At 68.6% G+C, this 20,898-nt stretch carries 18 protein-coding genes and 4 pseudogenes; 10 read left to right on the top strand and 12 right to left on the bottom strand.

The genetic code is table 11. The features are described from left to right. Nucleotides 1–663 precede the first annotated feature (663 nt). The 4 genes and pseudogenes from ABZ899_RS32670 to ABZ899_RS32655 all read right to left on the bottom strand — a co-directional run. Complete coding sequence (locus tag ABZ899_RS32670) at nt 664–996, bottom strand: hypothetical protein (RefSeq protein ID WP_361353466.1); 333 nt, start codon at nt 994–996, stop codon at nt 664–666. Then, a complete protein-coding gene (locus ABZ899_RS32665) occupies nt 947–1,084 on the bottom strand; it encodes a transposase family protein (protein WP_361353445.1) in 138 nt (45 codons plus the stop codon). The genes ABZ899_RS32670 and ABZ899_RS32665 overlap by 50 nt, the downstream gene beginning before the upstream one ends. Nucleotides 1,085–1,475: 391 nt before the next feature. Continuing rightward, on the bottom strand, nt 1,476–2,624 hold the full coding sequence (locus ABZ899_RS32660) for a low temperature requirement protein A (RefSeq protein ID WP_361353337.1): 1,149 nt from the start codon (nt 2,622–2,624) through the stop codon (nt 1,476–1,478). Nucleotides 2,625–3,254: 630 nt separating this feature from the next. Then, nucleotides 3,255–3,414: pseudogene (locus ABZ899_RS32655) on the bottom strand (IS256 family transposase); the annotation flags it as partial. Between the two features lie 130 nt (nt 3,415–3,544). Between ABZ899_RS32655 and ABZ899_RS32650 the strand changes: the two are divergent. Next, nucleotides 3,545–5,497 carry an amino acid transporter gene (locus tag ABZ899_RS32650; protein WP_361353334.1) on the top strand — a complete coding sequence of 651 codons (1,953 nt, stop codon included), beginning with the start codon at nt 3,545–3,547 and terminating at the stop codon, nt 5,495–5,497. A 331-nt stretch (nt 5,498–5,828) separates the two neighbouring features. Next, complete coding sequence (locus tag ABZ899_RS32645) at nt 5,829–6,197, top strand: XdhC family protein (protein WP_361353442.1); 369 nt, start codon at nt 5,829–5,831, stop codon at nt 6,195–6,197. Nucleotides 6,198–6,420: 223 nt separating this feature from the next. Here the strand turns inward: ABZ899_RS32645 and ABZ899_RS32640 are convergent, their stop codons facing one another. Then, a complete protein-coding gene (locus ABZ899_RS32640; protein WP_361353331.1) occupies nt 6,421–7,488 on the bottom strand; it encodes a glycosyltransferase family 2 protein in 1,068 nt (355 codons plus the stop codon). Nucleotides 7,489–7,605: 117 nt separating this feature from the next. On the opposite strand from ABZ899_RS32640, the gene ABZ899_RS32635 reads away from it, so the two are divergent. The 4 genes and pseudogenes from ABZ899_RS32635 to ABZ899_RS32620 all read left to right on the top strand — a co-directional run bounded on the left by ABZ899_RS32635 (nt 7,606) and on the right by ABZ899_RS32620 (nt 10,793). Then, on the top strand, nt 7,606–8,058 hold the full coding sequence (locus ABZ899_RS32635; protein WP_361353328.1) for a GtrA family protein: 453 nt from the start codon (nt 7,606–7,608) through the stop codon (nt 8,056–8,058). A 32-nt stretch (nt 8,059–8,090) separates the two neighbouring features. After that, nucleotides 8,091–9,515 carry a hypothetical protein gene (locus ABZ899_RS32630; RefSeq protein WP_361353325.1) on the top strand — a complete coding sequence of 475 codons (1,425 nt, stop codon included), beginning with the start codon at nt 8,091–8,093 and terminating at the stop codon, nt 9,513–9,515. 600 nt (nt 9,516–10,115) lie between these two features. Next, a pseudogene (locus ABZ899_RS32625) lies at nt 10,116–10,220 on the top strand (3'-phosphoesterase); the annotation flags it as partial. 138 nt (nt 10,221–10,358) lie between these two features. After that, a complete protein-coding gene (locus tag ABZ899_RS32620) occupies nt 10,359–10,793 on the top strand; it encodes a cupin domain-containing protein (RefSeq protein WP_361353322.1) in 435 nt (144 codons plus the stop codon). Between the two features lie 336 nt (nt 10,794–11,129). Here ABZ899_RS32620 and ABZ899_RS32615 read toward each other — a convergent pair whose 3' ends face one another. Beyond that, a complete protein-coding gene (locus ABZ899_RS32615; RefSeq protein WP_361353319.1) occupies nt 11,130–11,726 on the bottom strand; it encodes an NAD(P)H-dependent oxidoreductase in 597 nt (198 codons plus the stop codon). A gap of 134 nt (nt 11,727–11,860) precedes the next feature. Here ABZ899_RS32615 and ABZ899_RS32610 point away from each other — a divergent pair, with 134 nt between their 5' ends. Then, the gene (locus tag ABZ899_RS32610) at nt 11,861–13,696 is read left to right on the top strand and encodes a glycoside hydrolase family 95-like protein (protein WP_361353316.1); all 1,836 of its coding nucleotides are present in this window, start codon (nt 11,861–11,863) and stop codon (nt 13,694–13,696) included. 472 nt (nt 13,697–14,168) lie between these two features. On the opposite strand, the gene ABZ899_RS32605 is transcribed toward ABZ899_RS32610, so the two are convergent. The 3 genes and pseudogenes from ABZ899_RS32605 to ABZ899_RS32595 form a co-directional block, all read right to left on the bottom strand. Next, a complete protein-coding gene (locus ABZ899_RS32605; protein ID WP_361353314.1) occupies nt 14,169–14,594 on the bottom strand; it encodes a hypothetical protein in 426 nt (141 codons plus the stop codon). Nucleotides 14,595–15,170: 576 nt separating this feature from the next. Next, a pseudogene (locus tag ABZ899_RS32600) lies at nt 15,171–15,325 on the bottom strand (SAV_915 family protein); the annotation flags it as partial. 138 nt (nt 15,326–15,463) lie between these two features. Then, nucleotides 15,464–15,868 (bottom strand): type II toxin-antitoxin system PemK/MazF family toxin, encoded by a 405-nt coding sequence (locus ABZ899_RS32595; protein WP_361353311.1) that lies wholly within the window; start codon nt 15,866–15,868, stop codon nt 15,464–15,466. 108 nt (nt 15,869–15,976) lie between these two features. Between ABZ899_RS32595 and ABZ899_RS32590 the strand changes: the two are divergent. From ABZ899_RS32590 to ABZ899_RS32580, 3 genes and pseudogenes are all read left to right on the top strand, one after another. Next, a pseudogene (locus ABZ899_RS32590) lies at nt 15,977–16,198 on the top strand (IS701 family transposase); the annotation flags it as partial. A 291-nt stretch (nt 16,199–16,489) separates the two neighbouring features. After that, entirely contained in the window at nt 16,490–16,885 is a 396-nt protein-coding gene (locus tag ABZ899_RS32585; RefSeq protein ID WP_361353308.1) for a DUF6153 family protein, read from the top strand. A gap of 124 nt (nt 16,886–17,009) precedes the next feature. After that, nucleotides 17,010–17,633, top strand: a complete 624-nt coding sequence (locus tag ABZ899_RS32580) for a DUF305 domain-containing protein (RefSeq protein ID WP_361353305.1) — start codon at nt 17,010–17,012, stop codon at nt 17,631–17,633. Between the two features lie 434 nt (nt 17,634–18,067). Here the strand turns inward: ABZ899_RS32580 and ABZ899_RS32575 are convergent, their stop codons facing one another. The 3 genes from ABZ899_RS32575 to ABZ899_RS32565 all read right to left on the bottom strand — a co-directional run bounded on the left by ABZ899_RS32575 (nt 18,068) and on the right by ABZ899_RS32565 (nt 20,710). Beyond that, a complete protein-coding gene (locus ABZ899_RS32575) occupies nt 18,068–19,054 on the bottom strand; it encodes an L-threonylcarbamoyladenylate synthase (protein ID WP_361353302.1) in 987 nt (328 codons plus the stop codon). A gap of 61 nt (nt 19,055–19,115) precedes the next feature. Then, the gene (locus ABZ899_RS32570) at nt 19,116–19,700 is read right to left on the bottom strand and encodes an AAA family ATPase (RefSeq protein WP_361353299.1); all 585 of its coding nucleotides are present in this window, start codon (nt 19,698–19,700) and stop codon (nt 19,116–19,118) included. A gap of 368 nt (nt 19,701–20,068) precedes the next feature. Then, nucleotides 20,069–20,710: a carbonic anhydrase gene (locus ABZ899_RS32565; RefSeq protein WP_361353296.1), complete on the bottom strand. Its 642-nt coding sequence runs from the start codon at nt 20,708–20,710 to the stop codon at nt 20,069–20,071. Nucleotides 20,711–20,898: the final 188 nt, after the last annotated feature.

Genomic DNA, 20,898 nt, shown 5'->3' with positions numbered 1-20,898 from the left:
TCTGCTTTCCTCTCGAAGCTGGCTTGCAACCTCCCGCGTCATGCCATCCAGGGCTGTGACGGGAGTGCGTACATCCTGCGAATTTCACCCTAGCTCCGAGGTTCCGCCTCAGCGCGTCGAGAACAATAGGGTCGGCCAAGGGCCTGGAGGCGTGCTCTCCAACTACCGATGTCAGCTAGCACGTTGTGCGGCATCTGGCCTGACTGGCGGGATTTTTCGTCGACCACCGCAACACTCTGTATTTGCTCGACTACTCGAATATCACAGTCACATGGCGCGGGGTGTTGGCGCATGGCCCGGCTAACGACTCCGTGCATGGCAGGCGGTGGGGTGTCGAGGATGGCGGCGGGGCTCGTTGTTACATCTGCCGTGCCGACGTCAGGCCGCGGTCTGTCGGTGCGACAGCGGGCCGGCGCCGGCTTGGACGATGTCGCGCAGGTGCTCGCGGCGGCCGAGATGACGTGGCCGTAGCACGCCAGTTCTTTCATGTGCGCGGTGCCGTGCTCGACCCGGATGCGCCGTGAGGAGAGCGCTTTGCGTTGCCGCTCCTGCATTTCCTCGTACCAGTCTGGAGCGTCCTCCCTGAACTTGCCATGCGGAGGTTGTGACCACGCCCGCTGGTCTATGCACCCAGGCCCTGGTAGCCCGTGTCGGCAAGGATCTCTACGGCGGGCCCGTCGGCCAGGAGCTCGACCAGCCCTGACTGGCGGGCGTGGGTGATGTCCGTGCAGCTTCCGGGCCTTGTCGGGCTGCAGAACAGCATCCGGCCCTCCGCTCGGTGAGCACCGTGGCCTTGACGGCGTTCTGCTTGTTCTTGCCGGAAATGAAGTCGTCCCGGTCTTTGCGTCCGGCGGCCGGCCGGCGGGCCCGGATCTCGGTGCCGTCGATGATGCCGGTCTTCCCACTGGCACCGAGATGGTCGACGACCTCGGCCGGCGTCCGCATGTTAAGGCCAGGGGTGACGGTGCGTCCTCGCTCGGCGAGCAGCGGTCGCACCTCCCCCGATAGCCCGGGTGACCGTGGAGCGGTCGACGCCGAACCAGCAGGCCGGCACCTCGTGCGTGGCATCATGGCGGAGATGCACGAGCGTGGCCAGCAGCCGGTCGACGAACGCCAACTGGTGCTTCGCAGCGGCGCCCACGGCCCGCTAACGCGGCCTGGATACGGGCTTGGCGTGGTGCCGTTCATGCCACAACGGGTATAACTCGGCAACGAGTTCAGCGAGCACGTCAGCCGATAGACCCGTGATACTCCGTTCCCTGATGATCGCTGCACGAGACGCGTTCCCCACCACACGACCATGATCGACGTTCGGGAAGCCGACCCCTCACCGCTACCGTGCACGAGGGCGTCAGCCGCACTCCGACACGATGTCGTCTGCCAGTCCAAGTGGTCCTCGTGCGACAGGTGCTGGACTTCCTCCGCGACTGACCGACGGTCCGCCTGGCCGTGGCTCACCCCTCCACGCATGCCCGTCAGCCGGCAGGTCGCTCGTTGATCAGCAGACCCTCGCTCAGCCAGCGAACGAAGACGAAGACCCAGGTGGCGAAGAGCAGGAGAAGCAGGATCAGGGCGAGGAGCCACGGGGCGGGGCGGACCCATCCGACGACGAGGGCCCCGACGGCTGCCATGGTGAGCACCGTCTGCACCGACGTGCGGAGGGACGGACGGCTGTCGTAGTCCGGTAGGGCGGGCAGCAGCACCACGATTGTGATCAGCATGACGGTCACCGATCCGCCCATCAGCCAGCTCACGGCGACGGGGGTCCGCTCGTCCGCAGCGTGCTCCACCAAGCCGACCATGCCGGCCCCGGCGGCCGCCACAGCCATCGACGACGGCAGGTGGACGAAGATCCACGTGGCAAGGGAGTGACCGGTCTCGCGGGGCATGCGCCGGGCCACCAGGTCGGCGTAGTTCCACCAGAACCCGAAGCCCACGGCGAGCCCCAGCAGGCCCGTGGTCGTCACCAGGGCACCTCGTTCGGCCTCCGTCAGGCCGTTCACGACACCGATGACCACCTCGCCGAGCACGATGATGATGAACAGGCCGAACCGCTCGACCAGCGGTTCTGTCACCACGGCGTAGCTCGGCGCCCTGCGCCAGGAAATGAAGATCACACACTCCACAGCACACCACGCGACGACGAAGGCCGCCCAGACGACGAGACGGGCGTCGGCCGACAGGGGCGCCGAGACGGCCATCGCGACGATGCCCACGACCATGACGATCAGATAGCGGCGGGGGGTTCTGCGCAGCTCCGGTTTGTCCAGCCGGTACACGGAGAACCACTGGTAGCTCAACAGCGCGAGCAGGATCGCGTACAGGATCGCCAAGGTGCGGCCGTCGCCGCCGTCCGCGTGGCCGACGTAGACCGCCATGAGGGACAACAGCAGCATCTGCACGAAGACCAGCGACCGGGTGTGGCCGTCCTCCCGGCCGTGCAGTTCGTAGAAGAGCGTGCCGTTCAGCCAGGCGATCCAGATCAGCCCGAAGACCACGGCGAAGGTCGCCGTGCCGCGCCAGGTGAAGTGCTCCGCGAGCGTGTGGGCCGCCTGGCCGACCAGGACGACGTAGACGAGGTCGTAGAAGAGTTCCAGGAAGCTGACGCCGCGGTCCGGGTCCACCTCGCCGTGACGCCGTGGCGGGCGGAACAGCCACCGCCGGACACCGGTGCCCAGGGGAACTCTCTTCGGGGCGCCAGGACGGGGCTCGGGGGCACTGTCGGAGATGCGTGGCTCCTGCGGGCGGCCGGACGTGGGGCGAAGCGATCGTGACGGCTGTACGGCCGCCGTATCCGCAGGCACGCCGCACGGCTATGCCTCAGTTCAAAGCGGCTCCCTACTCCGATGATCCCAGGCGCCGCAAGCGATACACCGGCAAGCGTGATCCGCGCCCACTTACGCTCTTTCCGTATCGACATGGCGCCTTTCTCAGTCATAAACAAAGCCGCCCACCGACGGGTGCCCCACCGAGCGTGAGCTGACGAGCAGACAGAAAGCACCGATGGATACGCGGTGCCGGTTCCAGCTCAGCCTGAATCATCACCTGGGCGGGTGAAATGCGCAGGTGCACGGAAGCACAAACCGCTATCTCCAGCACGCCCCCGCGATCCCCCGCGCGGAGCAGCCTCTCCCAGCCGCAGACCCCGCCCAGGGCACCAAGGACACGCGGCGATGCCGGCGATGCCGGCGATGTGAAGTATGACGACGACCGCCACCACAAACCCGACGGCCAACGGGGGTTGGCGCGGTTCGCGCCACCAGATGGTGCTTGTCGTGGCCGAGGGTGTCGGTGATCTCGCCCTCGAGAGCGGACTCCAGCAGCCGCTCGGTCAGCTGCTGCAGCAGCCCGCTTCCGCCGCAGGCCCACGGCCTGGGCCCGGCTCACCGGCTCGTCGATCAGCTGGTCGTCCACGGCCTTCGCCGACACAGTTGCTGCCGACTCGATGGCCTCCTGCGCGTCAGCGTCACGGTGTGCATACGCTGGTGCCGCCGTCCGCGTGATGGCCGGAACCCACGCCGACCCGCGTACCAGGAGCACGCCGATGGCCACCACTGAACGCCCGTCGCACCGCCTGCGTGCCTGGATGCTGCAGGGTCTGTCCGACATGGGCAGGGCGGGCGGCCACACCGGGCCCCACGCTGTACCGGAACCGGCCCACAAGGGCCGGCCGTGGTACAGGGTCATGTGCCTCACCGGCGTGGACTACTTCTCCACGCTCGGCTACCAGCCGGGCATCGCCGCCCTCGCCGCAGGCGTCCTGTCGCCGGTCGCCACCATTGTGCTGGTGGTGGTCACCCTGGCCGGCGCCCTGCCCGTCTACCGCCGCGTGGCCGAGGAGAGCCCGCACGGTGAGGGGTCGATCGCCATGCTGGAGCGGCTGCTGTCCTTCTGGAAGGGCAAGCTGTTCGTCCTGACGTTGCTGGGCTTCGCGGCCACCGACTTCCTGATCACCATCACGCTGTCGGCCGCGGACGCCTCCACCCACCTCGTGGAAAACCCCCACCTCGATGAGGCCCTTCACGACAGGGAACTGCTGATCACTCTGATCCTCATCGCGCTGCTCGGTGCGGTGTTCCTCAAGGGCTTCCTGGAGGCGATCGGCGTCGCCGTGGTCCTGGTGGGCGTCTACCTCACCCTCAACGCCGTGGTGGTGGTCACGGGTCTGTGGCACGTGATCACCGAGGGACACGTCATCACCGAATGGTCCAGGGCCCTGACCGCAGAACACGGCAACGTCCTCGCCATGGTCGGCGTGGCCCTGATCGTCTTTCCCAAGCTCGCGCTCGGTCTGTCCGGGTTCGAGACGGGCGTGGCGGTGATGCCGCACGTCAAGGGTGACCCCGGCGACACGGAGGAGAGCCCGAAGGGCCGGATCAGAGACACCAAGAAGCTGCTGACCGCCGCGGCCGTCATCATGAGCTGTTTCCTGATCACCACCAGCTTCATCACCACGCTGCTGATCCCGGAGAAGGAGTTCGAGCCGGGCGGCCAGGCCAACGGACGTGCCCTCGCGTTCCTGGCGCACGACTACCTGGGTAACATCTTCGGCACGGTCTATGACATCTCGACCATCGCCATCCTCTGGTTCGCGGGAGCCTCCGCCATGGCCGGCCTGCTCAACCTGATGCCGCGCTATCTGCCCCGTTACGGGATGGCCCCGCACTGGGCCGGAGCCGTCCGCCCCATGGTCATCGTCTTCACCCTGGTCGGCTTCCTCGTCACCTGGATCTTCGACGCCGACGTCGACGCCCAGGGCGGCGCGTACGCCACCGGCGTCCTGGTGCTGATCAGCTCGGCGTCGATCGCGGTGACCATCGCGGCCCGCAAGGCGAGGCAGCGGGGTTGGTTCGTCGCGTTCGCGGTGATCTCCGTGGTGTTCCTCTACACCACAGTCCTGAACGTCATCGAACGCCCCGACGGTGTGAAGATCGGCGCCTGCTTCATCGCGGGCATCATCCTCATCTCCTTGCTGTCGCGGCTGCTGCGCGCCTTCGAACTCCGCGTCACCAGCGTGACGCTCGACGACATGGCGGAACGATTCGTGCGGGACATCGCCAGCCGCAAGGTCCGCTTCATCGCCAACGAGCCCGACAACCGCGACCAAGCCGAGTACCGCGAAAAGATCGAGCAGATCCGCGCCGACAACGACATCCCCCAGCAGGAGGACTTCGTCTTCCTGGAGGTGACCGTCACCGACCCCTCCGAGTTCGAGGCCGGCCTGACCGTCCGCGGCGAGGTCCTGCACAACCGCTACCGAGTCCTGACCCTGGAGTCCTCCTCCGTCCCCAACGCCCTGGCGGCCCTCCTGCTCCACGTCCGCGACACGACCGGCGCCGTCCCGCACATCTACTTCGAGTGGACCGAGGGCAGTCCCTTCGCCAACTTCCTGCGCTTCTTCCTCTTCGGCCAGGGGGAGGTCGCCCCGGTCACCCGCGAGGTGCTCCGGGAGGCGGAACCCGACCGGGCGCGCCGCCCTCGGGTACACGTCGGCTGAGGCGGGGACAACCGGAACGGGCCCAGCGACCAGAGACCGGACACGCGCGTGGCCCGGCCACCACCGCTCGGTCGCCGCGCTCGCACACGATGCCGCCCAGCACCTCCGCCCCGCCGACGTGTGCCCGGCGGTGCGCACAACGAACAGGTCTCCCAGTCCCGGCCACGTCGGACGGCCGCCCACAATGACCGGTCGGCCTCATGGCAGCCGTCGGCCGCCATGACGTGGGCGCCTTCACGACCTTGGGCACGTGGTGCAGGCACTCGTCGCCACGGAACTTCCCGCACAGCTCGGCGTACGCCATGGTGTCCAGAAAGATGGTGTGAACGCGATGTCGACGAGCTTGCTGGGCCTACGACGCCTCGCTCGACAGACCTCTGCCGGCCAGGGGCCGTGGATGCCGCTGGCCGACATCAGCCCAATGCGCTCCCGCCGTACACACGAGCAACGTCCGCGCCTGCTCGCCGACGAGGGACTCACGCCCGAGCGGCTCGACCGGTTGCACTCACTGATCGGCCGAGTCCTCAGCGTCCGCACTCCCGAGGAGACCGCTCTGCCGATCATGGCCGAGGTGGCCGCGTGGCGGAACGCGGAGCGAGCGGGTTGCCGTTGCCGTGGCAGCAGCTGGACGGACCGCTCCCCCAGTCCCTCGTGCTTGTCGGGTGACGGCGACACGCGGACCTGGTCCATGGTCCGGTAGGGGGGGGCAGCCGATCCGCGCGGCAGAAGGCCGGCCGCCGCCTTCCTGCGGTGGAGCGAATCGACCGAGCCGTCATCCGTCTTCGGGTGATCGGGGTCGATGTGCCACACCTCGGATGGACGCGGCTGAGCGGCGCACCGTGCACCCAACTGGAGGAAGGACTCGGCTGCCTGACTGTGCGCTGCATGCGGCTGTGATCCGTTATGCATGCCCTCTCAGCGGTTCAGCCGTCCGAAGGTGAGATTTCCTTCCCCTGCTCCAAGCCTCCATACAGCTCCGCGCTGCGAGCGATAGCGTCCCGCCGAGAAGCGGCGGTCTTTCGGACCGAGACCGGGCCGGTGCCGGCTCCGCGGGCGGTGAGGGGCGGGGAACAGACGGGGGCTGGGTAGGAGAGGTGCACGAGGCGGGTCTGTTCCTGCCGCATGTGCATGAGCGACTCGAGGATGTAGCCCACCAGGAGAACGAGCGTGGCGATCGTCATGATCGCGGCGGCGAGAACCGCCGTGGGGAGGCGGGGCACGGTGCCAGTCCGGACGAAGTCCGCGATGACGGGAATACCCAGGAGGATCGAGACGAGGGCCAGCGCTCCAGCGATCACAGTGTGCACGAGCGAGGGGCGCTCGCGTCTCGCCAGATCGAGGATGACCCGCAAGATGCGCCAGCCGTCCCGGTAGGTGCGCAGCTTGCTTTCTCCACCGGCCGGCCGGACTCGGTAGTCCACGGCCACCTCCGCCGTCGGGAGGCGGAGATGGAGGGCATGGATCGTCATCTCGGTCTCGGTCTCGAACTCGCGGGCCAGTGCCGGGAAGGATTTCACGAAGCGCCGCGAGAAGACGCGGTAGCCGCTGAGCATGTCGGTGACGTCATTGCCGAAGAGGAAGCGCACCGCCCCCGTGAGCACTTTGTTGCCCGCCGCGTGACCGGTCCGGTAAACCCCGTCGTCCGTGACCCGCCGGGCGCCCACGACCTGGTCGTACGGTCCCTCGAAAAGCAGATTGACGAGATCCCGCGCCCGGGATGCGTCGTAGGTGTCGTCTCCGTCGATGATGAGCAGGGCGTCCGCGGCGACGTCCGCGAAGGCCCGGCGGATGACATTGCCCTTGCCCTTGCGGGGTTCCTGCCGGACGATCGCGCCCGCCTCTCGGGCGACGTCCACCGTGCGGTCGGTGGAAGCGTTGTCGTACACGTAGACGATCGCCTCGGGGAGTGCCGCGCGTAGGTCGCGCACCACCTTGCCGACGGCCGCCTCCTCGTTATGACACGGCACGACGCATGCGATCGTCGGTTCCACGGCCGCTCCTCACTCGAACTCAACACTCACACAATAGGAAATACTGCGATATGAGCGTGCCTCGACCGCGAGGGCGCGCCGGGTCGCTACTTTCACCGTGTGTCGGTCCTTATTTCCGTGACGCTGCGTGCGCGAGACGCCATCAAGGGCACGTGGCGCGAGGCCGCCAAGTTCGGCGTCATCGGGGCTCTGGCCTTCGTCGTGGACAACGGCGGCTACAACCTGCTCGTCTTCGGCGTGCCAGGCGGCCCCGGGGGCGGGCCGATGAGCACATTTCCCGTTCAGGCGTCCGTCCTGGCGACGAGTGCCGCCACGCTCTTCAGCTGGGTCGGAAACCGCTACTGGACCTATCGACATCGGCACCGCGAGAAAGTGACCCACGAACTCGTCCTGTTTTTCGTGGCGAACGGCGTGGGCCTCGTCATCACCGCGGGGACGGTCTTTGCGTCCCGGCATCTGCTGGGCCTCGCCTCTCCGCTCAGCGACAACACGGCCCGCATCATCGGCTGGGTGCTGGCGACCTTGTTCCGTTTCTACGCCTACCGGCGCTACGTCTTCGTCGCACCCTGAGCCGTGGGCGTCCCAGCGCTAGCATCCGGCATATGGGAAAAATGGGATGGGTACTGCGGGCGCACGGTTGGGGCTGGGTACTGGCCGCCGTCGCTGCGCTCTGCTGCCTGGGCACTGTCCTCGCCTTCGCCCCCGGCTACCTGAGTCCCGACAGTCTCGACCAGCTCCGGCAGGCCAGGGGGGTAACGCCCCTGACCGACTGGCATCCGCCGGTGCTGAGTCTGGTGTGGCGTGGGCTCATCGCTGTGACCGGGTCGTTGGCGTCCATGGCCGTTCTCCAGTCACTGGTCTTCTGGGGTGCGCTGTGGGTGCTGGCCTGGTGCGTGTGGGAGCAGACGGCGAGCCGTCACGGTTCACTCGCGGTGCTCGGGCTCGGTCTGCTGCCGTGGGTGCTGACGTTCGTCGGAGTGGTGTGGAAGGACGTCCACGCGGCGTTCGCGCTGCTTGCGGCATGCGCGGTCGCATTCGTGGGGATGCGGCGGCGGGACGGTCGCTCGCGTCCCGCCCTGCGGTGGGGACTGCTCTGGCTGGGCGTGCTGTTCCTGGCGTACGCCATGCTCGTGCGCAAGAACGCGTTCCTCGCCGCGATCCCGGTTTTCGTCCTGCTGGTCCTGGCGCTTTGGCGCGGTCCCGGACGCCGTACGTGGGTGAAGTGCACGGCGGCGCTCCTGGCCGCCCTTCTCGTGCCAGCAGCCGCCATCTCCCTCTTCGCACGTCCCCTCCAGACACATCAGAGCGCGCAGATCATTCTCGACGACCTGGTCCACGTGCTGACGCCGGAGGAGCTCCGGTCGGCAGACGTGCCCCCTGAGCTCAGGAACAGGCTCGTGGCGGCGGCACGGGAGTGCGACCGGATCGGTGCCCTGTCGGACGCCTACTGGGCCTGCTACGAACGCCCGGCGGACGGACTGAAGGGGGACTCGAAGGAGATGACCTCCCTGTGGCTCAGGGAGATGAACGGGCATGTGCTGCAGTACGTCCAGTACCGGCTGCGGCTCTTCGCGAGTCTGCTCTTCGAGACGGGCTATCCGTACAAGGGAGGGGTCACCCCAAACCACCTGGGCATTGAGGTGGCCCACCCCCACCTGGAGGACACGCTCGGCACATACGTCGAAGGCATGGCCGAGGACATGCCCTGGTTGTTCCGTGGGTGGTTCTGGCTGGCCGTCGCAACGGTGCTCGCCATCCGGCCGGGCAAGGGCCTGTTCTCGATGCCGGTGCGGGCGCTGGGCATCAGCTCGGCGGCGTACGTTCTCGGCTATCTGCCGATCGTGCCCGCGACGGACTTCCGCTACGTCTACTGGCCGGCGATCGCCGGCTCCCTCGGCCTGCTCCTGCTGTGGCTGGGCCGGCGGGTGACGACACCCCCGCGAACGGCGGGCCCCGACGCCGTGACCGGCCGCACGGTGACGGCGCATCAGGCGACGGACGCCGGGAGCCGGTCACCGGCGCAGTGACGCCGCAGCGGCGGGCCATCCCTGGAGGGCACCTCGGCCGCCTTTCTCCGATGCGGCCCGCTGGGAGCGGTGGTGAGGACGTCCGCCACTCCCGGGCACGACGCAACCGTCAGGACGCAAGCCTGTAAGGGGTCAGGAATCCGCAGCTGCGGCCAGGAAGGAACGACACTAGGGTCCCGTCTGCCGCAGTCCGTGGTGACGGCAGCCTCCAAGGCGTACTGCCCTGGCTCGTCCATTGAGTGCACGCAGGCCGACGATCGATGCCGCCCGCGTGCCGATCACATCCTGCGCTGCCCGCGCGTCGACACGGCGACCAGCGTCTTCGGCGACGGTCTGCTGGTCTGGGAGAACCCAGACGAGGACTCGATCGCCTCGAGGGAGATGCGCGATGTCGCCCGCGAGGAGATTCTCCGGCTCTTCGGACTGCTGGCGGCGGGTGACATCGCATCGGTTGAGGCGCTCTCCTGGCAGAGGTGGCCGGCCTTACGCGGCAGCAGTCGCCGGATCCGCTCCCAGCCCTCATCACTCAACCCACTCCCCATCGCTCAGGAAGCCGCCAGATAAAGGCGGATGAACGTGTCGTCACCAGGGATGTCAGAAGGCGGACGGGCGAGCGGGCACGGTACGCCCGACCCGCGCCGGGCCTGCTCGGTCCGCACCGGCGGTGCTCTCGACCAGGTTGCCGAAGAGAGCGGCGAGGAGTGACGGACCGGGCAATCCTCCTCCCTCGTGAGGCGCCACCGCCCGAGGTCGCCTGCGGACTTGTGGGTTCCGGCCCCAAAGGCCCCTGTCTAGCCTTATGTTCACGGCGGTATCGGCTCTCGTACTTGTAGGAGGCCCCGCATGCGCCACGCTCTCCGTATCGCCATAACAGGGGTGGTGACCGCTGCCACCGTCCTGGTCTGCGGCACCGCCCAGGCCACGCCTCCGGGACCGGGGGTCACCGCCCGCGTGATCCGTCAGACCACCGTGAACGGCACCGACTACACCCTGCGGGAGATCACCGTTCCGCCCGGGCAGAGCACAGGCTGGCACTACCACGACGGTCCGCTGTACGGCATCGTCAAGCAGGGCACCCTCAGCCACTTCGATTCCACCTGCGCCTCCGACGGCGTGTACCCCACAGGCAGCGTCATTCAGGAACCGGCCGGAGCCGGCTACGTCCACATCGGCCGCAACATGGGTGACACGTCCCTCGTCTTGAACGTGCTTTACGTCCTGCCGCACGGCGCCCCGTTCTCGGAGGATGCGCCGAACCCCGGCTGCCCCTTCCAGTGATCACTGCGGCAGCGGCTGCCGGGGGCACCCGCGGCGGGTTTGCGGGATGAGACTGGCTACCGCAAGGCGCAGAACGCTCTAACCAGCCGAGTCTCGCACCATGAGGTCTGCTCGACGACGTAGCGGAGCTTGCCCAGACCCTTGATGGTTGCGGAGCCCTTGCGTGAGATAAGGATGAGGGCAGACCGCAAAGCCTTGACCTCGTACGGGCGCCGTCCGGACTCTCGGCCGGCGCCCGTCGCCTTGACTCGGTCATTGAAGCTCCAGCCAAAAGCCGCTCCGCCGACCTCGGCGTGGACTTCGTGCCAGGCGAACGTGCACAGTACGCCGTACGGATCAGGCCAGCAGTGCAGCGGCGTGGTGACGCGCCTGGCTCAGCCAGGAGGCGCGGGTTTCATCGGAAGAGTCGGTGACCGTTCGGAAAACGACCCTGCGAACATCGGCAACTCCTACGTACGGCAGGACGCATGCAGACCAGATCTTTTGCAGCGGGTCCCCGAACTCGGCCTCTTCGCGGTCGACGGGGGTGTCACAGGTGTTGAGGACGAGGGCCCGGCCGACTCTGAGCAGCCCTTCGGGCTCCCCTTCCGGTGTTCCCAGTTTGTAAGCGACGCCGGGCGCGAGTACACGCTGCACCCAACCCGCAAGAACAGCGGGTGGCATGCCCCACCAATTCGGATGCACGAACACCATGGCGTCAAGTGTGGCCACCTCGGCCTGATGGAGCGCCACCTGTGCATCACGAGCGCCCGTGGCAGATCGGACCGTCCCCGTCTCGTCGGCGGACAGCCCGGGTGCGAATTCCTCAGCACAGAGGTCATGCGCGAGAACCTCACATCCGAGGTCGCTCAGGTGTTGCACAACGGTGTCGAACACGGCGTGGTTGAAGCTGCCAGGCCGCGGGTGCGCGAGGTAGACCCCTATACGCGGCATTCATTACCCAAAAGAACATCAGTAGTAGCCAGCCGTGGTGCCCTGCAACCGGCCCCCACGCCGGACCATCATGGTCGGTCAGGACTGCCCAGGGAACACGCGCTGGCCCCTGGGCGTCATGTACCCGCGGCAGAGTGCCCTACCGCCGCGATGCGTTCGCCAGCCATGCCGACCAGCTGATCGTGGTCCGGCTGACCGCCGACACCCCCGGCGCCCTCTCGCTCACCGCCGCTTTCGACAGCCCCCAGCAGACCCAGAAGTCCTCCCCAGACCGGATCAGCGCCGCGCTGGAGGGCACCGGGCAGACCCGAGAGGGCATCACCGGCCGGGTCCGGTTCCGCGCGCTGGTCCGTGCCCGCGCCGAAGGCGGCACCGTGCGCAGCGGGGACGGCACCCTCACCGTCACCGCAGCCGACGCGGTGACCCTGCTGGTGTCCGTGGGCACCAGCTACAACGACTACCGCGACGCCTCCGGCGACCACCGCGCCCGCGCCGAGCGCCCGCTGAACGTTGCCGCCGACACCCCCTACGGACAGCTGCGCGCCCGCCATGTGCGCGATCACCGCGCCCTCTTCCGGCGCGTCACACTCGACCTAGGTGTCACGGAGGCCGCCACCGCACCGACCGACCAGCGGGTGGCCGCCTTCGCCCAGGCAGACGATCCTCATCTGGTGGCCCTGCACTACCAGTTCGGCCGCTATCTCCTCATAGCCTCCTCCCGCCCCGGCACCCAGCCCACCAACCTGCAGGGCATCTGGAACGACCAGCTCTCCCCGCCCTGGGACTCCAAGTACACGATCAACATCAACACGGAGATGAACTACTGGCTCGACGACCTCGCCCAGGCGGGACAGAAGACCGCGCGGGTGCAGTACGGCGCGAACGGCTGGGTCGCCCACCACAACACCGACGCCTGGCGTGGCACCGCGCCGGTCGACGGCGCGTTCTGGGGCATGTGGCCCACCGGTGGCGCCTGGCTGGCCACCTCGGTCTGGGAGCACTACCGCTTCACCGGTGACCGCGAGGCACTGCGCCGACGCCTCCCCGTGGTCGAGGGCGCCGTCCGCTTCTTCCTCGACGCCCTCGTCACGGACCCCGGCACCGGTTACTTGGTGCCCTGCCCGTCGGTCTCTCCGGAGAACGCCCACCACGACGGCGTGTCCGCCTGCGCGGGCCCCACCATGGACAACCAGATCCTGCGCGACCTGTTCGACGGTTACCTCGCCGCCTGTGACGCGCTCGGTGTCAACAGCCCGTACGCCGCCCAGGTGCGCCAGGCCCGCGCCCAGCTTCCGCCCATGAGGATCGGTGCGCTGGGGCAGTTGCAGGAGTGGCAGCAGGACTGGGACGCCGGCGCGCCCGAGCAACAGCACCGCCACGTCTCCCACCTGTACGGTCTGCACCCGAGCAACCAGATCTCCAAGCGTGGCACCCCCGAACTGTTCCGGGCCGCACTGAAGACGCTGGAGATGCGCGGGGACGCCGGTACCGGCTGGTCCCTCGCCTGGAAGATCAATTTCTGGGCGCGCACGGAAGACGGCTCGCGCTCCTACAAACTCCTCACCGACCTCCTCACTCCCGACCGCACCGCTCAGAACCTGTTCGACCTGCACCCGCCGTTCCAGATCGACGGCAACTTCGGCGCCACCGCGGGCGTGACCGAATGGCTGCTGCAGTCACACACCGACGAGGTCCAGCTCCTGCCGGCGCTGCCCCCGCAGCTTCCGCGGGGCCGGGTCTCCGGCATCCTCGCCCGCGGCGCCCTCACCGTCGACGTCTCCTGGAGCGACGGCGCGCTGACCCACGCCCGCCTCGCGGCACACCGGACCGTCCCGGTCCGGCTGCGCACCGCGGCACCGGTCGCGGTGCACGGTGAGGGCGGTGCCCGCACCGGCGTGAAGCGCCCTGAGAGCAACCTCGTGGCGTTCGACGCCCAAGCGGGTAAGAAGTACGTGATCACGCCGCTGTGACAGGTGATCGGGTCCGGGCAGGCCGACCCGGTCGGCCACGACGGAGATACCGGCCAACTGCGTCGCTCCTCGCGCCGTAGCCTCAGCGCGCGCCTGGGGACGCCTGCGGCAGGCCGGCCTGCTCAGGCGTGACACGGTCGCGCCGCGCGAGCGGGGCTTCGTTCCGTTGGCATCGATGGCGCGGAGCTGGTGGAAGGCCGCGCTGCGGCAGGAGGCCTCGCGATCGACGGTGCGGACGTCCAAACCCCGCCTCCGACGGATCATCACGCAAAACGGGTGGGGCTGCGGTGACCGGTGCACGGGGTGACAGGAGCGGGCCCAGCCTGCCACTCGCCGTCCGCTGACCCTACTCCTCAGCCAGTCTGTACCGGCTGGCTGCAATGTGGTGATGGGTTGGGTGAGTGCCGCGCCAACGAGGAGGGCCCTTCGGACGGTGCCGGCCGCTCAAAGCCGCTGGCCCCCTCGCGGGTTGTCAGCTTGAGTCATCGGGTCGGGCCCTGACGGTGATCCGCGCGTGGTCGTAACCCCCTGGATCAGGCGAGGGGTTGTAGGTGACCGTGAACGTCCGGCGGACCTCGCCGAAACGGTCGGAGTACGTCACCTTGGACGGCGTGGTGCGCTTCGGCTTCGCGGTGATGTCGTAGGTCCTGAGGAAGTCCTTGACGCTGGAGTCCTGGCCGTTGCCCACCTCGTACCGGAGCACCGCCGTGCCGTCCTTCTGCAGCTCGGCGTGCGTGGGTACGTAATAGCGCCCCGCGGATTGGTGCTGCTCGTGATGCATTCCCGCCGCGCGTTCCGCAGCCTCCTGCGGACTGTCGCCGGCCGGTGTGAACAGCGCGACGCCGGCCCAAATGATGACGCCGAGCGTCCACGCTGCGCACAGTGCAAGGAACCACACCGGCCACCTGCGCCGTCGCGGATTCGGGCTCGGGCTCGCTGCTTCTGGACGCATCCTCACCCGTTCCACGTACGTGCTTCGCTCTGGCAGCCCAAGTCGTACTCCTTGTCCTGGCCTGACTGGTGGAGTCTGGCCATCTGAGCGTCCGAGACATTACCCATTGCGGGCAACGGCGTCGCTTTGTTCGCGTCCCAGTTGTAGCGGTCGTACACATGGGGCTGGTGTCGAATCGTGGTCCTGGACCGGCCGTCCGGGCCAGGGACGACCTCCACCTGGGCGACCGTGTGTAGTGGAAGGATCCGACCGCCTGGTACCAGTCCGGGGTCCTTCGCCGTCCAGCCCTGCCAGCCCGTCTGCTGGACCAGCTTCACGGGCTTCCCGGTGCGCTCGCACTCGGCGAGGGCCTGTGCCTCCCAGTTGGCAACGTTCTCCGCGAGCTGTCTCCACGTTCCGATTCATGGCCGGGAAGTCGCCCATCAGCGCGTCCATTTCGATGTCCAGCGGTTCTCCGGTGTTGGAGAGGTAGTGCACAGCATGCGCTTGGCCGATTGAGGGCCGCCGGGGACCGCGGGGCAACCCAAGCGGCGCGGTCAGGGAGCGCAGGGCTGCTCGGCGAGCCGGATCCAGGGCCGCTCGGGGCCGAGGGTCGCGGCCAGTCTCCGCTGCGAGGTGAATTCCACGGCCATGCGGTGGCCGAGGGGCGTACGGAAGAGTCGGGCCGCGCAGGCGGCCTGTCGCAGCCTGATACTCCGGCCGTAGATCGTGATCTCGATGGTGAGGGGCGCCGAGGAGACAGGTGGTCGGTGTCGACCCTCTGGACGAGGTCGACCACGCTACCGAGGGCGTCCCTTCCTTCTCCGCCTACCCGACTACTCAAGTCCACCGAGACGGAGGGCGTCCCTTAATGCGCTGAGCTTCTCAGTCGTCGCCGGGGTCCGCTCCTTCGCCTGTCCAGCGAGTCGGAGGGCATCCTCAATCTCGTCGAGTTTCGCGTGGGGCAGGGCGCCCGCCCGCTCGATCAGGTCGTCCCGGGACACGGTGGTCAGCCACGTGCAAGGGGTGAAGCCCGGACTCGGGAGCGCGAACCGCAGCACGCCTTCAAAGGGCAGTCCTTCCATGGCGCCTACGGCCACTTCGACGCCCAGACCGCTGATGTCGACGCCCGCCGGAGCCACGACCTGCATCACCGGGATCCCGGACGCGTCGCCTTCCGACAGCAGTACGACCGGCCGCCGCTCGTCGAACTCGACCCACCAGACTTCGCCACGCTGCACATGTCCTCCTGACACAGGACCGCGTGCGGACGCTGCGCGACCCTGACGCGCTGTGGAGACGGGTGCGGCCATGTTGATCATCGAGGTGTGACGACAAACGATCACGCGGTGGCCGCAGACCACAGCGTAGACCCTGCTCGCCGACAGGAGGCGTTCGATGGCCTGATGAGCCGGATAGCCGGGCGGTTCGCGCGGGTCGAACCCCACCTCCGGGCCGCGCGCTTGGTGCTGGACCTGCTGTCGGATCTGCCGCGCAAGGGCTGCTGGACTATCTCAGAGTGGGCCGGGGAGGCCACCCCGCACGGCATCCAGCATCTGCTGTGCAGGGCGGCCTCATCCCGCGCTCCTGGACCTGCGATCCGGATCGCTGCCGGGCCGTGGGGCTCAGCAAGCCGTCAAGGACGCGCCAAGAAGAGCCGTCGAAGCCGGCCGACGGCCGGCTCCAGGTCCTGCGCGCCGAGCGTGCGGCGCGCCGTCCACGACCCGCCCGGCATCCTCGACCTCTACGCCTTCCGCCCCTCCAGCCGCGTCCAGGGCGAACTCCACGACCAGTGACCCGTGGCAGCTCTGGCTGTATGGGCCAGACAACCCGTCCCGCACCCGGCCTTCTACTATGAGACAGTGACCGCACGCAGCCCGTCCCGAAGCCGTCCCACCGAGCGGCTTCGCGTGCTGCTGGTGATGACGGTGCTGGCTGGGGTGTTGGGCATGCACGCCCTGCCCGCCAGCGCTTCACCCGCACTCCACGCCGACCGCGGCCTCACTATGGTCATGGCCCACGCGCAGGGCGCATCCGCTGCCCAGCAGTGCGCGCACCTGTCCGGCGGGGCGGGCCATCTCGATCACGCCGACCAGACGTGCGCGGCCACCGGCGTCGGCTCCCCCTATACCCCGCCCGCGCTCAGCGGCGCGTTCACCGACGCCCTCGCCGTCCCCCGGGGCGCCCGGGCCCCTGAGGCAGCCATAAGCACCCGGGCGCCACCCGACCTTTCCCAGCTGCAGCTCCTGCGGATATAGAGCGGCCCGCACGGCACCCCCTTGTCCCGGCCCTGCCGGTGACCGGTGCCGCGCTTTCGCACGCCCTCACTTCCAGCACGACCGCGCCCCCAATCCGGGGGCGGCGTCAAGGAGTTGCACCACGATGAACATCACGCGTTCCCTCATCCGCCGCGGCACCGTTCTGGCCGCCGTCGGCGCCGCCTCTGTGCTGCTGGCCGCCTGCGGCTCGGACAGCGACGGCTCGGCCGGCCACGACGGCCACAGCTCCGCGTCGGCATCGGCGTCGTCGAGCAAGCACAATGCGGCCGACGTCGCGTTCGCGCAAGGGATGATCCCGCACCACCGCCAGGCCGTCGAGATGGCCGACCTCGCAGCCAGCCGCGCCAAGTCGAGCCAGGTGAAGAAGCTGGCCTCGGACATCAAGAAGGCTCAGGATCCCGAGATCAAGACGCTCTCGGGCTGGCTGACCTCCTGGGGTGAGAGCGTGCCCTCCCAGGACGCCATGGACCACTCCACGCACGGCATGGACGGCATGGACGGCATGATGACCAGCCAGGAGATGGACGAGCTGGAGAAGGCGTCGGGTGCGGCGTTCGACACAGCTTTCCTCCGTATGATGATCAAGCATCACGAGGGGGCGGTGGAGATGGCCAAGACTGAGAAGGCCAACGGCGCCTACTCCCCGGCCACGAAGATGGCCGACCAGATCATCTCCTCGCAGAGCGAAGAGATCGACACCATGAAGCAGCTCCTGGACAAGAGCTGATCTTTGCGGCACCGCAGGGGTCCGTGCCCGCCGGCCGGTGGGCACGGACCCCTGTCTCCACCCACAGCTGCAATACCACCTGCGGGTAGAAGATTCTGTGGCGGGCACGGCACGGGGTGAACCGACACCGGTGCCGCTGGATGGACATGGGGAAGACGGTCGGGTCCGATCCGTCGTAGGACCGTCCCGAGATCCGGAAGCCCCTCAACGAACTGACCCTCTTCTGCGGCATGTCGATCGGATACGAGGACGCCGCGACGCATTGCCCCCCACAAGCCGGGCCTGCTCGCCGCAACCCCCACCTTCCTCGACGACCGAGACAGCAGACCGCCCCTCAGCGACGGTACGGACTCGGTGCACGGCCGGTAGGCCAGCGCTCTTTCACAGGCACGCCCCGGACTGCGGCACGTCACCGAGACCGGGGCGGGGTGACGTCACGCGGTGGGCCGGGGGCCGGCAGCACGGCGCAGCCGGTTGGCGATCGCCAGACCCAGCCCCTCCTCCGGCGGCAGTGACACGACGATCAGGTCGCATCCCTTCTGGTCGAGTTCGCGCAGGAACCCGTACAGCCCTCGCGCGTAGGCGGCCGACGAACGGGGCACCGGCACCACCGCATGCGCCTTGACCTCAGCGTCGGCGAAGGAGGCGGGCAGAAAGACGCCCACCCGGTGCCCCAGCTCTTGCGCCGCCTCCGCCTCGTCGACGATCTTCTCGGGCTCGACCAGGACGACCCGCGCACTCGGCGCGTAGTGGGACGGATGCTGACCCGGCACCCGGACCCGGCTCACTGCGGGCACGGTGAGTGGATATCCCAGCACCGCTTCCAGGTCCTCACGCGTCACCCCGCCGGGCCGCAGGATGGTCGGGATCTCGCCCGTGACGTCAACGATGGTCGACTCGACACCGACCTCGCACGAGCCGCCGTCCAGCACGAAGTCGACGCCGTCGCCGAGCTCGGCACGGACGTCGCTCGCGGTCGTGGGGCTGACCTGACCGAAACGGTTGGCGGACGGAGCCGTGACACCGCCGCCGAACGCCGACAGCAGCGCGAGGGCGACGGGGTGATCGGGCACCCGCACGGCAACCGTCTCCAGGCCACCAGTCGCTTCAAGAGGCACCCTCGGCCCGCGGCGCAGCACCAGTGTGAGGGGCCCCGGCCAGAAGTGCCGGCCCAGAAGACGAGCCGAGGCGGGTACGTCCTGGACCCATTCGTCCAGTTGCTCCGCACTCCCGATGTGGACGATCAGCGGGTGCGAAGAGGGCCGCCCCTTGACCTGGAAGATACGCGAGACGGCCACGGGGTTCTCGGCGTCGGCGCCCAGTCCGTAGACGGTCTCGGTCGGTACACCCACCAAGCCGCCGGCACGAAGCACTTCGGCGGCCTTCTCGATCTCACTGGCACTTGCTGTCACCGTCCCCATCCTAAAGGGCTGAAGAAGGTGCGCGTGCGCCGTAACCGTGGCCGTAGCCGGTCACACGCTGTCACGGCTCCTGGACCGCGGCTATCACGGAGTCGACCACCTCGGTCACCGGCTTGCACGCGTCGATGATCGTCGCGCCACGGCTCTCGTAGAGCGGTCGCATACGAGGATTCCACTGCAGAGCCGCCGCGAGCTCTTCGGGATGTCGACCGAACGGGTTCGTCGTGCGGGTCGCGAGCCGGTGGCGGAGAGTCTCGTCGTCGATCACCAGGCACACGATGACGTCGAAGAGGTCAAGGATGTCCGCTTCGTTCTCGGCCGACCCGCACAGGAAGGCGATGCGGGAACGGGATTCCTCGACGAGGGTTTCCACCCTCTCGCGGACGATCTCCCACCCGAATCGGTCGAGCCAGCCTTCGGGTACCGGGTACGGCGGATCCGTCACGACCTCGCCGTCAGCCCGGTCGAACCAGCGACAGAAGCCGTCCTCATCGGCGTCGACCGCGACGAAGCCACGCGCTCGCAGCACCCCGCACACCGTGGACTTGCCCGTCCCTGAATTGCCCGTCACCCACACCAATGTCACGCCGTCAGCGTAGACATGAACACACACATCCATGCGGTGCTTTTCGGGGTGCAGAGCCATGGCAGTAGGCGGAGGACTGGCCGCCACAGTCGGCCGCAATCAGCGCGCCCAGCACGGCGATGACGACCCCGCCCAGCCCCCGCAGGTGCAGCTGGTCAGGCTCGGAGGCGTCGAAGACCCGCGAGGGCACGCCGGGCGCAGCGCGTGCCGCCCCTCGTCGGTGACGACCGGGCCCAAGCCCCGGCACACCTGGCGGCCCGCAGCCCCTCCGGGTCGGCCGCAGGGGGCTCGACGCGGGGTCGGCTCCGTGAACCGTCGGGCGCCGCCCTTCCCGGGATGATCGGCGCGACCCCGGTGGGTTCCCGTCCATGGATACGGGGCGCCTCCCACCGGGGCGCATCTCGCCGAATCTGCTACGGCCGGGACGGTCAGGACTCGGCGGGCACCGCGGCATCGAGGCCGTGGGAGGCCACGAGCTGGGCACTGCCGTCGGCCAGCCGGTAGGACAACCCCACCACGCCGAGACGGCCGGCTGTCACCCGCTCGGCCAGCACGCGGGAGCGCTCCAGCAGCAGGTCCACGGTGTTCTCGATGTGCCCGGCCAGGATCTCGTCGGCCGTCTCGCGTCCAGATGCCCGGGCAGCCAGCACGCTCGGGGTCACCCGTTCGACGACGTCACGGACGAAGCCGCCGGGCACATGGCCACCGTCGGCTGCGGCACGGGCGGCTGCGATGGCCCCGCACGAGTCGTGGCCGAGTACGACGACGAGCGGGGCCTCGAGCACGCTCACGCCGTACTCGATGGAACCGAGGACTTCTGCGCCGGCGACATGCCCTGCGGTGCGCACCACGAACAGGTCGCCCAGGCCCCGGTCGAAGATGATCTCGGCGGCCAGGCGGGAGTCGGAGCATCCGAACAGCACGGCGAAGGGCTGCTGGGAGGGTGCGATTTTAGTGCGGCGCGTGGCGTCCTGGTTCGGGTGGTCGGGGATGCCGGAGATGAAGCGCTGGTTACCGGCCATGAGCAGTTCGAAGGCGTCGCGGGGCGCCGGGTTGTGGATCTCGGTCATGGCTGCAGCCTACGAGCGGGCACCAGCCGTCGCACCGCCTGGTCCCCGTCAGAGGCCGCCGGCCCGGGCCACTCCGGCGGCCTTGCCGTCACCCCCAGGCGGCGGGCCAGGGCGACCTCGGTGAGGAACCTCAGCGCGTGACGGTGCTGCCCCGCTTCGTACGGTGACCGGTCCCGGTCCGTGCGTTC

It is taken from the genome of Streptomyces sp. NPDC046859 (assembly GCF_040645135.1).
Lineage (GTDB): Bacteria > Actinomycetota > Actinomycetes > Streptomycetales > Streptomycetaceae > Streptomyces.
Note: the sequence above shows the minus strand (reverse complement) of the source record. Positions and strands in the feature narration are given on the sequence as shown.